This is a genomic window from Porphyromonas sp. C0041D3 (genome assembly GCF_056590575.1).
Map to the genome: position 1 here is coordinate 88,918 of NZ_JBWPWJ010000007.1, position 13,655 is coordinate 102,572.

Sequence of the window (13,655 nt, forward strand, 5' to 3'; positions counted from 1 at the left end):
CGGTGTATTGAAGTATTGGTTTGATAGTCGGAGTTACGGCAGGTCTCAACCTACGGACAAATATACCCCTTTTTTGTCGCCTTGACCCACAAAAGACTTATTCCGCCCCCGACACCCCGCTACAGTCCGCCTAAATACTCAGGAGACCGATACCGAGCCTGACGAAGATGCTCGGATGGCGCTCGAGAGAGCGACAAGGCAGTCAGCGAAAAGTGGTACCTTTGTGACCCATATAATATAAGGTATCATTAGATTATGAGTCAGGATAATAGTCACTTCAAGCGAACTCTCATCACCGCTGCGCTGCCCTACGCCAATGGGCCGGTGCACATCGGTCACCTCGCCGGCGTCTACGTGCCGGCAGACATCTACGCCCGCTACCTGAGACTGCGCGGACGGGAGGTGCTCTTTGTCTGTGGCTCCGATGAGCACGGCGTGCCGATCACCCTTCAGGCCAAGAAGCGGGGCATCACCCCGCAGGAGGTGGTGGACCAGTTCCACAGCATCATCAAGAAGTCCTTCGAGGACTTCGGGATCTCCTTCGACATCTACTCCCGCACCTCGTCCAAGATCCACGAGGAGACGGCATCCGCCTTTTTCCGCAAGCTGTATGATGAGGGAAAGTTTATCGAGCAGACGACCGAGCAGTACTACGACGAGGAGGCGGGAGAGTTCCTCGCCGACCGATACATCGTCGGCACCTGTCCCCGCTGTGGCAATGAGGAGGCCTATGGCGATCAGTGCGAGAAGTGTGGCTCTGAGCTGAGCCCGGACGAGCTGATCAACCCCCACTCCAAGCTGAGCGGATCCACCCCTGTGAAGCGTCCTACGACCCACTGGTACCTCCCGCTCAATGACTATCAGGACTGGCTCTCCAAGTGGATCCTCGAGGATCACAAGGAGTGGCGCCCCAACGTCTACGGCCAGTGCAAGAGCTGGCTCGACATGGGGCTGAAGCCTCGCGCCGTGAGCCGCGACCTCTCGTGGGGCATCCCCGTGCCGGTCAAGGGCGCGGAGGGGAAGGTGCTGTACGTCTGGTTTGACGCCCCGATCGGCTACATCTCCAATACCCGCGAGCTACTCCCCGACAGCTGGGAGACCTGGTGGAAGGACTCCTCGACGAGGCTGATCCACTTCATCGGGAAGGACAATATCGTCTTCCACTGCATCGTCTTCCCCGCTATGCTTAAGGCTGAGGGCTCCTTTATCCTCCCCGACAATGTGCCCTCCAATGAGTTTCTCAATCTCGAGGGAGACAAGATCTCGACATCGAAGAACTGGGCCGTCTGGCTCAATGAGTACCTCGAGGACTTCCCCGGTAAGCAGGACGTCCTGCGCTATGTACTGACTGCCAACGCTCCTGAGACCAAGGACAACGACTTCACGTGGGAGGACTTCAAGTCCCGCAACAACAGCGAGCTGGTGGCCATCCTCGGCAACTTCGTCAATCGCGCGATGGTGCTGACGGGGAAGCACTTTGACGGAAAGGTACCCGCCGCCGAGCTGACGGATGAGGATAGGGAGGTACTCGCCAAGATGAGGGAGATCCGCGAGGAGACCGCCCGACTCATCGAGGACTTCCACTTCCGCGATGCTCAGCGCACCGCCATGGAGCTGCCCCGACTGGGCAATAAGTACCTCGCCGACCTCGAGCCGTGGAAGGTGATCAAGACAGACCCCGAGCGTACCGGGACGATCCTCAACGTAGCCCTCCAGATCGCTGCCAATAGTGCGCTGCTCCTCGAGCCCTTCCTCCCCTTCTCGATGGCGAAGCTCCGCCGTATGCTCGCTATGGATGAGCAGGTCGACTGGGAGGCGATCGGTGAGACTGACCTCCTCAAGGCGGGTCACCGGCTGGGTAAGACGGAGTTGCTCTTCGAGAAGATTGAGGACGATCAGGTCGAGGCACAGAAGCAGAAGCTCCTCGCTGCCAAGGCTGCCTCTCTGGCAGCCAAGGAGGCTGAGGCAGCTGCCCACCTGACGGTGGACCCGATCGATGAGGAGATCCCCTTCGATGACTTTGAGAAAATCGACATCCGTGTCGCCACCGTGCTGGAGTGCGAGCGGGTACCGAAGTCCAAGAAACTCCTTCGCTTCAAGCTCGATGATGGTCTCGGTGGTCGACAGATCCTCTCCGGACTTGCCGCCTACTACGAGCATCCCGAGGAGCTGGTAGGCAAGCAGGTACTCTTCCTCGCCAACATCGCCGGCCGCAAGATGATGGGGCTGGAGAGCAATGGTATGATCCTGAGCGCTGTAGAGCCCGATGGCACGCTCTCCGTAGCGACCACCTCCAAGGAGGTTCGCCCGGGCAGCCGACTCTCGTAATCATGTCCTCGACAGCCCTTCTCCTCTCCGGCGGTGTCGATAGCTCCGTCGCGATGGTTCGTCTCCTCGAGCAGGGGATACGGCCAGACCTCTTCTACATCCGCATAGGAGCCAAGGAGGAGGGCTACGCCGGATGTCCGGCGGAGGATGATGAGGTGATCGTCCGGATCTTGGCGAGGAAGTACGACCTCCCGCTTGAGATGATCGATCTCCACCGGGAGTACTGGGATCATGTGGTCGGCTATCTGCTGGAGTCGGTGCGGAGGGGACTGACGCCCAATCCGGATATGATGTGCAATAGGTGGATCAAGTTTGGCGCCTTCGACAGCTACACCGGCTCCACCTACGACCATATCGCGACGGGGCACTATGCCCGCAAGGAGACGATCGACGGACTGGACTACCTCGCGACAGCGGTAGACCCGGTCAAGGATCAGACCGACTTCCTTGCCCAGATCACCTACCCGCAGCTCCATAAGGCACTCTTCCCGATCGGGGATCTCCCTAAGGAGCGACTCCGAGCCATCGCCGAGGAGCATCACTTGGTCACCGCCCACAGAGACGACAGCCAGGGGATCTGCTTCCTCGGCAGGATCGACTACGACGACTTCCTCCGGGAGCATCTCGGAGAGCGGGTCGGCCCGATCGTGGAGCTGGAGACCGGGCAGGTGCTGGGCGAGCACCGAGGCTTCTGGTACCACACCATCGGGCAGCGGAAAGGACTGGGCCTTAGTGGTGGTCCCTGGTACGTGATTCGGAAGGATGTGGAGTCAAATACGATCTTCGTCAGCCGAGGATTTGACACCGAGATGCAGTACAGCGACCTGATCCGGCTGGGGGCAATGAATTTCATCTCCGGCGATCCGATGCCCGAGGGGGCCGATGAGATGGCGGTGACGCTCAAGGTACGCCACACGCCCGACTTTACCCGAGGGCTGCTCCGTCGCCACGCTGACGGGAGCCACAGCGTCGTCGCCGATGAGCCTATCCAGGGGGTAGCAGCGGGGCAATTCTGCACCCTCTACGACACCGAGGAGCACCTCTGCTATGGCAGCGGAGTGATTGCCGAGGGACTCCAGAGAGACGCTCAGGATAAGATTCCGCAGGAAAAACCTTAATTTTTATCAGAAAAGGAGTACCTTAGTACGCAGATTAGGAATATATCACTCATATAATATCAGAAACCGGATATGAAACGTATCAATACCATTCTGGCTATCGCCATGACGCTGGTGCTCTCTCTCGGGCTCACCAGCTGCGGTAAGTCCTCCCCCAAGGATGTCGCCAAGGAGGCTGTCGAGGCTCAGCTCAAGGGCGACCTGCAGGCCTTCTACAACCTCCTCTGCGAGGCTGATCAGACCGCTATGACGTACGACAACTTCATCACCAAGTACACCCTCCCGAGGGATGCTCAGGCGCTCTTTGACCTCGTGCCGGAGACGCGCGATGTGCTCAAGGCTGCTAGCTTCAAGGAGATCGTAAATGGCGAGACCGCCACTGTCACCTACGTCCTCACCGTACCCGATATGGACAAGATCATCAAGGAGAATATCAGCCTCGAGATCCTGCAGCAGATGATGGCAAATGGCAAGCGCATGAGCTCGCTCTCCGACCTCCCCGATGCGATGAAGGAGAATATCAAGCAGTACATTGCCAAGAACGATATCCCCACCCTTGAGGTCCCCCAGACGATGAATCTCGTGCGGGAAAATGACAACTGGCGAGTCAATCTGAGCCTCCGTGACGCCCTTAACCTGGGCAACATGCCGACTCCCTTCGTCCTCAAGTGACCTCCGGCCCCGAGCCGGGGCAACCATCCGTGCGGGGAGGGGAAGATTATCTCTCACCACCTACAACCTGGAAACCAACACATGGCAAACAAACCAACTATAGAGTCTAAGCCCTACGTCATCGGTATCGACCTCGGCGGGACCAATACCGCCTTTGGCATCGTGGATGCTCGCGGCAACATCCTGCGTACCAGCTCCATCAAGACCGGTAAGCACCTTGACATCCGAGACTATATCAAGGACCTCGGGGTAGCTATCCGCGATCTAGTGGAGATCGACCTGACGATGGATAAGATCTTCGGGATCGGTATCGGTGCTCCGAATGGGAATTACTTCAATGGCTCGATCGAATTTGCCCCCAACCTCCCCTGGAAGGATAAGATCCCACTCGCCGGTCTGCTCGAGAAGGAGCTGCAGATCCCGGTCGTCCTCACCAATGACGCCAATGCGGCTGCCATCGGAGAGATGACCTATGGTGCGGCGCGCGGTATGAAGGACTTTATCGAGATTACTCTCGGCACCGGTGTCGGTAGCGGCATCGTCGTCGGGGGCGAGCTGGTCTACGGACACGATGGCTTCGCCGGCGAGGTGGGTCACACCGTGATCCGTCGCAATGGTCGCACCTGTGGCTGTGGCCGCCAGGGATGTCTCGAGACCTACACATCTGCCACCGGTGTGGCACGCACGGCACGCGAGTACCTCTCTATCCGTGAGGATGACTCCCTGCTCCGCGACCTCGATCCGGCGGAGATCACCTCCAAGGATGTCTTTGATGCCGCCATGAAGGGCGACAAGTTGGCGATCCAGATCTTTGAGAATACCGGTACCATCCTCGGTGAGGCGCTTGCCGATGCGGTCGCCTACACCAGTCCCGAGGCGATCATCCTCTTTGGTGGTCTCACCCATGCCGGTGACCTGCTCCTCAAGCCGACACAGCGTGCCATGGAGGAGAACCTCCTCAATATCTATAAGGGCAAGGTGAAGATCGTCTTCAGCGAGCTGAAGGAAAACGACGCCGCCATCCTTGGTGCCGCAGCTATGGGCTGGGAGGCGACACACCTACACCCGGACAGCGTCTATATGGCCAACGCCGAGGTGTAATCGCGACAGCGTCCCCAAGTACTACAGCGGTGGAGCAGGGTTACGACCTTACTCCACCGCTTTTTTTGTATATGGGCATGTCATACATCTGTGGATATAGTCCACACGAGGCGTAGTTACCGACGAGCCCCGCAGTAGCTTGCAAGTGTCGAGGAGCAACCCTTGGGAGAGAAGAAGCAATGGGGAAGTTTTCCTCGTCGCCGATTGTTACGCTAATAGCTCTTACTCGTTATCAGCGTCTTCTCTCTGTGGTTTCACGCAGCGAAACAAGCAGGCGGAAGCCATTTTCTCTGTCAGCACGTCATCGCCATACATACCTCTAAGTCGGCTCTTGGCCTCGGCAAAGGTGTCGTATGGAGGGCGGAAAAATCCTTTTCTCTCCATGACTTTCTTGACAAAGAAATCAGCCGATCGGCGTTCACCCTTGACATAAAAGCAACCGCAGAAGAAACCTCCGGGCTTCAGCACACGGAAAATCTCGGCAAAGGCCTTCTCTTTATCCGGGAAAGCTTGAAAGCCATTCATTGACAGGATGCAGTCGAAGGACTCGTTGGGATAGGGAAGGTCTCCGACATCTCCTTGCCTCAGAGACAGGTTGGCTATCCCCTCTGTTTCCTTCCGCAAAGCCGCTATGGCTATCATTTCATCCGAATAGTCTAAACCAACAATCTCGGCACCTTTCATCCGTCGGTACTTTTCCGCAGTAAAAACGGCAGTGCCGACAGGGACGTCAAGCAGTCGTCCCTGAAAGTCGTCCGGTATAAAATCAAGCACTTTCTGAGCCAAGAGATTAGCGTCCTCGTTCCATATCAATCGCCAGTATATCCTTGACCACCACTTACGTCCTGTCAACAGGTCGTCATAATGATCCATCACCCCTTGGTAGGAATTACTTTGTTCCTTTGCCATTATCTTCTTGTCAAAAATATTCATTTCTTATTTTACGAAAATACCATGCCTGCTTCACTCCTGCAATCACCAGTAATGGTGATTTTGGGGGCATGCTCAATCTACTATGTACCTTTTCCAGGAGTCGCATGGCACCAAGCTCCGATCTAATACCGATATTAGTGATCGCTAATACCGATATTAGTGATTTCTTTTACCGGTATTAGATTACTCTAATATCGGTATTAGAATTTCCCCGGAGGTGAGGGGGAAATTTTGATCCATCCCCACGATGAGGATGTCTCCGGACTACACGACAGAGGGACCTCCCTTGAGCCTAAAAAGTCGTACATTTGAGCCATGAAGAAGAATAATAGAAAAGATGCCATCATCGTCCTCTCCGGTGGTCTCGACAGCGTCACGCTACTGCACGATAAGCAGGATGAGATCGCCCTGGCCGTAACCTTTGACTACGGCAGCAATCACAATGCTCGGGAGATCGCCTGCGCGAGACGCCACTGTGCTGCTCTCGGCATCGAGCACTTAGTGATCCCGCTCCACTTCATCAAGGAGTACTTCCACTCCTCTCTCATAGAGGGAGCGGAGGCGATCCCGGAGGGCTCCTACGATGAGGAGAATATGAAGTCCACGGTCGTCCCCTTCCGCAATGGGATCATGCTCTCCGTCGCCTGCGGGCTGGCTGAGAGCCGGGGGCTGGACCGGGTGATGCTTGCCAACCACTCCGGGGATCATACGATCTACCCCGACTGCAGGCCCGACTTTATCCGAGAGATGAGCGGGGCTATGCGTGCCGGGACCTTCAATGGCGTCACCATCGATGCACCCTACACGCTGATCACCAAGGCTGATATCGTCCACCGTGGTGCCGAGCTGGGGGTGGACTACGGAGACACCTACTCCTGCTATAAGGGCGGGGAAAAGCACTGCGGCAAGTGCGGTACCTGTGAGGAGCGACGCGAGGCCTTCCGGGAGGCCGGCATCACCGACCCAACCACCTACGAGACGGAGTAGATGAAGAAAAAAGATAATGTGACCGAGCAGCGCATCCTGCTGACCCTCGTCCTACCCTACCAGACCGCCCATGAGGGGCAGACCATAGTCTGCCTGATGGGCGGTGAGGAGCGCCCTATGGAGGAGCGCACCACAGGGCTCTGGACCCTCGACCTGCCGCTCTCCATCCGCAGCTATAAGGAGCTGCTCTACAGCTACAGAGTGGTGGAGCAGGGAGAGATCATCGCGCTGGAGGCCCCGATGCTCCATACCCTCCGACTGAGATCGACGGAGCCGGAGACGATGCCACTCAATGTGGTGATCCGTGATCGGTGGATCGCCCCCTCCCCCGCACATCGGCTGATGAGCCCGCCCCTCTGTGGGCTGCTCGGGCTGACAGATAGGACAAGGGAGCCCTTGGCTGCCCTCGACTGCCGACGCGGCGAGGTGATCGCCTTCCTGAGGCAGGAGGTCTACGATGGTGAGCTCTTCCTCGTCGGCTCTGTGACAGAGGCGGGGGCGTGGGACCCGATGCACGGCATCCCACTCCGGGCTTGTCGTCACTGCTACACTCTCTCCATGGAGGGACTGCCGGCGATGGAGTACAAGGTGGTGCTCCGAAGGCGGGACGGGTCGATCCTCTGGGAGGAGGGACCCAATAGAGTGTACCGACCGGAGGAGAAGCGCTCACTCACGCTCACTTTTGTCGACGAGCCAACTCTTCAGCCCACCTGGGAGCGGAAAAGCATCGAGGGGACAGTGGCTCCACTCTTCGCCCTGCGCACCGAGCGCTCCTACGGCATCGGTGACTTCGGCGATGCGGTGGACTTTGTCATCTACCTCTCAGATCTGGGACAGCACCTCTACCAGATGCTCCCCTTCTACGACACCACCTTTACCCGCACCCCGCTCGACTCCTACCCTTACAACGCCATCACCACCTACGGTCTGGACCCGCTCTACCTCGACGTGCGCCGGCTACCCGGGTACGAGGAGGCACCACTCAGGCACAGCTGGGAGGAGCGAGCCACTGTGCTCAATGCTCTGCCGCGCGTAGACTACCTCGCTGTCCGACAGCTCAAGCGCGAGGTGGTCGACTACTGCTACGAGAGGGCCGATAACCCGACGATGGAGGAGGTGCGGGCGTTTATGTCCCTGGAGGGGGAGGACCTGCTCGCCTACTGCCTCTTCTGCGTCCTCAGGGATCGTCAGCCGGGGACGCCGGTCACGGATTATGCGACCTACACCTCAGTGCGGGAGGAGTACCTCCTATCGAAGACGATCGAGGGGGCTCAGGCGGAGCGTGAGGTGCTTCGGTACGCCTTCATCCAATACTTCCTCTATGACCAACTGAGCAGGCTGACGGAGGTCGCCCACCGGCACCACGTTCTGATCAAGGGGGATCTGCCGATCGGTGTGGGACGAAATAGCGTTGATGTGTGGATGGCGCCACACCTCTTCCACCTGGATAAGGAGGCAGGTGCACCGCCCGACTTCTTCTCCGCCAAAGGACAAGACTGGGGCTTCCCCACCTATGATTGGGAGGCGATGGAGGCGGAGGGCTTCCGCTGGTGGCGCCACCGCTTTGCCGTGATGGAGCGTCACCTTGATGCAATACGGATCGACCACATACTCGGCTTCTTCCGCATATGGAGCATACCTGAGAGTAGCTCCGACCAGCGTCAGGCGCACTACGTGCCGGCGCTCGGCTACCGACCTGATGAGGTGCGAGGGGTGGAGGGGCTCTGTGCAAGGGACGAGAAGGGGCTGTACCACCCGTCACCCTCACCAGAGCTATACCCGGACTTTGGCCCCCTGAGTGCTGAGGCGAAACAGCTGATCCTCTACCTACGGGAGGAGTACCACCACCACCGCAATGAGGAGCTCTGGCGCCGAACAGCCATCAAGCGTCTCCTCGGAGCCACCTCAGACACCCGTATGCTCCTCTGTGCTGAGGACCTGGGGAGTCTCCCGGGAAGTATGCGGGAGGTGATGGACACCTTTGAGCTGCTATCTCTCGAGGTGGTGCGTATGGCAAAGAAGTCCTGGTGCCCCTATGCCCATCCCAACGATATCCCCTACCTCAGCGTAGGCTCCACATCAACCCACGACACCAGCACGCTCCGCGACTGGTGGCGCTCGCTTGACCACTCTATGAGGTGGGACATCGCTCGCGCCTATGGCTGCGCTGATGACCCCTCGGCAGCAGGGCTGATACGAGCACTGAGGCGGCTCGCCCCCTCGGTACTGCTCGTACTCCCCATGCAGGACTGGTGGACGCTGACCGGCTACGGGTCGGAGGTGCCACCGGAGGAGGAGCAGATCAATCACCCCGAGGATCCCAAGCAGATCTGGGACTACCGTATGCCAGGCACCATTGCCGAGCTGCCTCGCCACTTAGAGTAAAGCAGAGACGTATGACTATACGAGGACGAATCGTCACGGGAGTGGCTGTGAGGGCGCTATCCCTGACGGGATTGGCTCAGTCACGACCCAATATCATCTTATTCATGGTCGATGATATGGGCATCGGTGACCTCGGTGCCTACGGGCAGCGATACATCCCGACACCCGCACTGGACAGCCTCGCTCAGGCGGGGATGACTTTTACTCAGGCCTATGCCGGCTGCTCCGTCAGCGCACCCTCACGGGGGTCGCTCCTTACCGGCCGCCATACCGGTCATGCCTTTATCCGTGGCAATATGGATACCGCCAATGCCGATGGTCACACCTACGACCACCCGCTCGCCGATGATGAGGTGACTATCGCCGAGATGCTGAGAGACGCCGGCTACGACACCGCCTGCATCGGGAAGTGGGGTCTCGGCGGTCCCGGCACGGAGGGCACTCCGACGAGGCAGGGCTTTGACTACTTCTTTGGCTACCTGGGGCAGCTGAATGCCCATCGTCACAGACCGGAGTTTCTCCACGAGGGCGAGACGCTGATCCCCCTGGACGGGAAGACCTACGCTCAGGATCTGCTGATGGACCATGCGATCGACTTCCTGAGAGACCGGAAGCGCCGGGAGCGACCTTTTTTCCTCTACTTCACCCCCGCCCTGCCGCATGCCGACCTGGATGCTGAGGAGGAGGATCGGAAGCCCTTTGAGGGAGCGTTCTGCGAGCGGCCCTTTGAGGGAAATTGGTACCGCGCTGAGGCGCAGCCCAAGGCGACCTATGCCGGTATGATACGGCGCATCGACAGGGACGTCAAAAGGATGATCGAGGTGCTGCGGGAGGAGGGACTGGCCGAGGAGACGCTATTCATCTTCACCTCCGACAACGGGCCGCACGAGGAGGGCGGTCACGATCCCTACTTCTTTGACGGCAATGGTCCCTACCGCGGACTTAAGCGCGCCCTCTACGAGGGAGGGGTGCGGGTCCCCTTCATCGCAGTATGGCCGGGAATGATCAAGCCGGGGAGCACCTCCTATCATGTGCTTGCCTTCTGGGACGTGATGCCGACTCTCCGGGAGCTGAGCGGTGCGATGCCTCAGGAGCAGTCCGACGGGATCTCCTTTGCCCCTACCCTCTTCGGTCGGGGCGAACAGGCGGAGCACCCATACCTCTACTGGGAGTTTCACGAGGAGGGGGGACGGCAGGCGGTCCGCATGGGTCAGTGGAAGCTGATCCGTCAGCAGGTCAGGGATGCCTCGCAGACGTACGAGGAGCTCTTCAATCTCTCCGCTGACCCGGGCGAGCTTCGGGATGTCTCCACAGACTACCCTGAGGTGGTCCGGCAGCTGGGCGAGCTGATTGACCGGTCGCACCGGTCGAGCAAGGACTTCCCGCTACTCACTCAGGAGAAATAATAGCAAAAAAAAGCCCCCCTCACGACCTAAGTCGCAAGGGGGGCTTTTTGGTATCGTCAGAGTAGCTTACTTGCCCTGCAGAGTCAGTGTCTGGAGGTACTTCTCAGCATTGGCAGCGGAGGGAGAGGTCGGGTAGCTCTCCTTGACCTTGGTGTATGCCTCCTTAGCCTTATCGGTCTTACCGAGAGCCTCATAAGCAAGGCCTGCCTTGATGAGGTAGATCGGTGAGAGGAGCATATTGTCAGCCCTCTTGGCTGCATCCTCGAAGTAGCCGACCGCCTTATCGTACTGATCGCCCTCGACGTAGCAGTCACCGATCAGACCGATGACACTCGGCTGGAGCATCATGTCCTTGGAGCTAAACTTATCCAGCTGCTTGATAGCGCTCTGGTAGTCGCCCAGCTGGTAGTAGCAGACACCGGCGTAGGCGTGTGCCACATTGCCGGAGGGAGTATTGCCGTAGTCGCTGATGATATCGAGGAAACCCTTCACATCGGCACCATTGCCCTTGAGAGCGGTCTCAAATGAGTCTCTCTCGAAGAGCTGCTCGGCACGGAAGATCTGCTCCTCCGCCTTTGCCCGATGCGGCATCATATAAGCGTTACGATAGAGGATGATACCGCCAATCACTACGATGGCAGCAACGAGGCAGATGATAAGCGTCCGCCTATTCTTCTTCATGTAATCCTCTGCCTTACTTCCGGTCTCGGCTGAGGTTGCCTCCTTATTGAGGTCTTGGGTATTGCTTTGCTTACTCATGAGTTAGCTTCTTATATATAGACTACGGACTAACTGCGCAAAGGTAGTAAAAACAATCCGATAAAGCGATAGACCGGCTTAACTATTCACTGTGAGGGCATTGAAGGGTATGGTTAAGCGCACACCTTGAAGAATAAAAGAGCGTTAGCCAAAGGCCTACAAACACAAATTATTGTCAAATATGGGGTAGATTGCAATCTTCAGTGGACAAAGACTTGCATAGTTCAGATAAAGTCCCTACCTTTGCATCGTGGTTTTTTCATAATAGTATTAGATTAAAGGTTAAGGTAAGAACAGAGCTGTCGTGAGACAGCTTTTTCTTGAAAGGTCACGAGTCACCTCATTCTGGAGGCGACTCGTTTCTTTTTGCCTGCAGGTATGAGGGGACGGCTTACAAAGCGTGAGTGAGAGCGGTATCTGAGGAGGGATGCGGGGGTAAGTGGATAAGAATCCAAGTCTCAGACTTGCATATATGGGATAAAGTCCCTACCTTTGCATCGTGGTTTTTTCATAATAGTATTAGATTAAAGGTTAAGGTAAGAGCTGAGCTGTCGGGAGACAGTTTTCTCTTGAAAGATCTCGGGTCGCTTCGTACACTTGTACGGTAGTTGGCTCGTTTCTTTTTTGACTAACAACAGGCAGTTAGATGTTAGACTGCACGTTATACATAACAATGAGCCCCGAGCGAAGTGATTCGACTCGGGGCTCTCTTATCCTTAAAGGACCTCAGTGTGGAGGCTTAGACCTCGTGGAGGTCCTGTCCCATCTTCTCTTTCTTGGTACGGAGGTAGCGCTCGTTGTACTTATTGGGCGTAATCTCGATCGGGACGTGCTCCACCACCTCGAGGCCGTAGCTCTCAAGACCGACCCGCTTGATGGGGTTATTGGTGAGGAGGCGCATCTTACGGATGCCGAGCTTCTTGAGTATCTCAGCGCCGACACCATAGTCCCGCTCATCGGGTCGATGACCGAGGTGGACATTGGCCTCGACGGTGTCCATCCCCTCCTCCTGGAGCTTGTAGGCGTGGATCTTATCCATCAGTCCGATGCCACGACCCTCTTGATTGAGGTAGACGATGGCACCGCGTCCCTCCTGCTCCACCAGCTCCATAGCCTTGTGCAGTTGCTCGCCACACTCGCAGCGGAGGGAGCCGAAGATGTCCCCTGTGGCGCAACAACTGTGGACGCGCACCAGTACCGGAGCGCCATCGGAGACTTCGCCCTTGACGAGTGCGACGTGCTCCAGTCCGTTGCTGAGCTGACGGAAGGGGATGACGCGGAAGTCGCCGTACTTCGTCGGCAGCTTCGCCTCCACACCCTCCTCGACGAGACTCTCACTATTCATCCGATACTTGATCAGGTCGGCTATGGAGATGATCTTGAGCCCATGCTCCTTCGCAAAGACAAGGAGCTGGGGCAGACGCGCCATCGTGCCGTCCTCATTCACGGTCTCGATGAGGCAGCCGACGGGACGAAGTCCGGCGAGACGGCAAAGGTCGACCGTTGCCTCAGTATGGCCGGCGCGGATGAGGACCCCTTCGTTGCGGGCACGGAGAGGATTGACGTGACCAGGTCGAGCGAGGTCATCGGGACGGAGTGTGGGGTCGGCGAGGGCGCGGATCGTCGCAGCACGGTCCGACATGGAGACCCCTGTAGTGACCCCATGACCGAGGAGGTCCACGGTGACGGTGAAGGGGGTGCCGAGGGGGGAGGTATTATCCACCACCTGCATCGGCAGCTCCAGCTCACCGCAGCGCTCGGCAGTCATCGGGGCGCAGAGCACGCCGCGACCGTAGCGCATCATAAAATTGATGATCTCCGGGGTCATCATCTCGGCGGCGCCGATGAGGTCTCCCTCATTCTCCCGGTCCTCATCATCGACGACGATGATGAGCTTACCCTGGCGCAGGTCCTCCAGCGCCTCATCGATAGAGTTGAGCTTGATCGTATCGTTCATAACTAGTAC

The 13,655-nt window shown here is 57.8% G+C and carries 10 protein-coding genes; 7 read left to right on the forward strand and 3 right to left on the reverse strand.

Annotated features, from left to right (window positions below; genetic code table 11):
• The first annotated feature begins 255 nt into the window (after window positions 1-255).
• The 4 genes from metG (at window position 256) to AC1EKE_RS06530 (ending at window position 5,219) form a co-directional block, all read left to right on the forward strand.
• On the forward strand, window positions 256-2,328 hold the full coding sequence (gene metG, locus AC1EKE_RS06515; protein WP_480308745.1) for a methionine--tRNA ligase: 2,073 nt from the start codon (window positions 256-258) through the stop codon (window positions 2,326-2,328).
• A gap of 2 nt (window positions 2,329-2,330) precedes the next feature.
• The gene (gene mnmA / locus AC1EKE_RS06520) at window positions 2,331-3,446 is read left to right on the forward strand and encodes a tRNA 2-thiouridine(34) synthase MnmA (protein ID WP_480308746.1); all 1,116 of its coding nucleotides are present in this window, start codon (window positions 2,331-2,333) and stop codon (window positions 3,444-3,446) included.
• Window positions 3,447-3,518: 72 nt separating this feature from the next.
• The gene (locus AC1EKE_RS06525) at window positions 3,519-4,118 is read left to right on the forward strand and encodes a nuclear transport factor 2 family protein (RefSeq protein WP_297129628.1); all 600 of its coding nucleotides are present in this window, start codon (window positions 3,519-3,521) and stop codon (window positions 4,116-4,118) included.
• Between the two features lie 81 nt (window positions 4,119-4,199).
• Window positions 4,200-5,219, forward strand: coding sequence for an ROK family protein (locus AC1EKE_RS06530; RefSeq protein ID WP_480308747.1), 1,020 nt, complete (start codon window positions 4,200-4,202; stop codon window positions 5,217-5,219).
• Window positions 5,220-5,441: 222 nt separating this feature from the next.
• Here the strand turns inward: AC1EKE_RS06530 and AC1EKE_RS06535 are convergent, their stop codons facing one another.
• Complete coding sequence (locus AC1EKE_RS06535) at window positions 5,442-6,128, reverse strand: class I SAM-dependent methyltransferase (protein ID WP_480308775.1); 687 nt, start codon at window positions 6,126-6,128, stop codon at window positions 5,442-5,444.
• Window positions 6,129-6,467: 339 nt separating this feature from the next.
• Here AC1EKE_RS06535 and queC point away from each other — a divergent pair, with 339 nt between their 5' ends.
• Genes queC through AC1EKE_RS06550 form a run of 3 tightly spaced genes read left to right on the forward strand, consistent with a single transcriptional unit; the run spans window position 6,468 to window position 10,930 of the window.
• Window positions 6,468-7,139: a 7-cyano-7-deazaguanine synthase QueC gene (gene queC, locus AC1EKE_RS06540; RefSeq protein WP_480308748.1), complete on the forward strand. Its 672-nt coding sequence runs from the start codon at window positions 6,468-6,470 to the stop codon at window positions 7,137-7,139.
• On the forward strand, window positions 7,140-9,524 hold the full coding sequence (locus tag AC1EKE_RS06545) for a 4-alpha-glucanotransferase (RefSeq protein ID WP_480308749.1): 2,385 nt from the start codon (window positions 7,140-7,142) through the stop codon (window positions 9,522-9,524).
• 11 nt (window positions 9,525-9,535) lie between these two features.
• Window positions 9,536-10,930, forward strand: a complete 1,395-nt coding sequence (locus AC1EKE_RS06550) for an arylsulfatase (RefSeq protein WP_480308750.1) — start codon at window positions 9,536-9,538, stop codon at window positions 10,928-10,930.
• A 66-nt stretch (window positions 10,931-10,996) separates the two neighbouring features.
• Here AC1EKE_RS06550 and AC1EKE_RS06555 read toward each other — a convergent pair whose 3' ends face one another.
• On the reverse strand, window positions 10,997-11,689 hold the full coding sequence (locus tag AC1EKE_RS06555; RefSeq protein WP_480308751.1) for a tetratricopeptide repeat protein: 693 nt from the start codon (window positions 11,687-11,689) through the stop codon (window positions 10,997-10,999).
• A gap of 739 nt (window positions 11,690-12,428) precedes the next feature.
• Window positions 12,429-13,646, reverse strand: a complete 1,218-nt coding sequence (locus AC1EKE_RS06560; protein ID WP_480308752.1) for a bifunctional 3,4-dihydroxy-2-butanone-4-phosphate synthase/GTP cyclohydrolase II — start codon at window positions 13,644-13,646, stop codon at window positions 12,429-12,431.
• Window positions 13,647-13,655 lie beyond the last annotated feature (9 nt).

Bases quoted from the DNA above. Each gene is read 5' to 3' on its own strand.
- metG (WP_480308745.1), top strand. From the start codon at position 256: ATGAGTCAGGATAATAGTCACTTCAAGCGAACTCTCATCACCGCTGCG.
- mnmA (WP_480308746.1), top strand. From the start codon at position 2,331: ATGTCCTCGACAGCCCTTCTCCTCTCCGGCGGTGTCGATAGCTCCGTC.
- AC1EKE_RS06525 (WP_297129628.1), top strand. From the start codon at position 3,519: ATGAAACGTATCAATACCATTCTGGCTATCGCCATGACGCTGGTGCTC.
- AC1EKE_RS06530 (WP_480308747.1), top strand. From the start codon at position 4,200: ATGGCAAACAAACCAACTATAGAGTCTAAGCCCTACGTCATCGGTATC.
- AC1EKE_RS06535 (WP_480308775.1), bottom strand. From the start codon at position 6,128: ATGGCAAAGGAACAAAGTAATTCCTACCAAGGGGTGATGGATCATTAT.
- queC (WP_480308748.1), top strand. From the start codon at position 6,468: ATGAAGAAGAATAATAGAAAAGATGCCATCATCGTCCTCTCCGGTGGT.
- AC1EKE_RS06545 (WP_480308749.1), top strand. From the start codon at position 7,140: ATGAAGAAAAAAGATAATGTGACCGAGCAGCGCATCCTGCTGACCCTC.
- AC1EKE_RS06550 (WP_480308750.1), top strand. From the start codon at position 9,536: ATGACTATACGAGGACGAATCGTCACGGGAGTGGCTGTGAGGGCGCTA.
- AC1EKE_RS06555 (WP_480308751.1), bottom strand. From the start codon at position 11,689: ATGAGTAAGCAAAGCAATACCCAAGACCTCAATAAGGAGGCAACCTCA.
- AC1EKE_RS06560 (WP_480308752.1), bottom strand. From the start codon at position 13,646: ATGAACGATACGATCAAGCTCAACTCTATCGATGAGGCGCTGGAGGAC.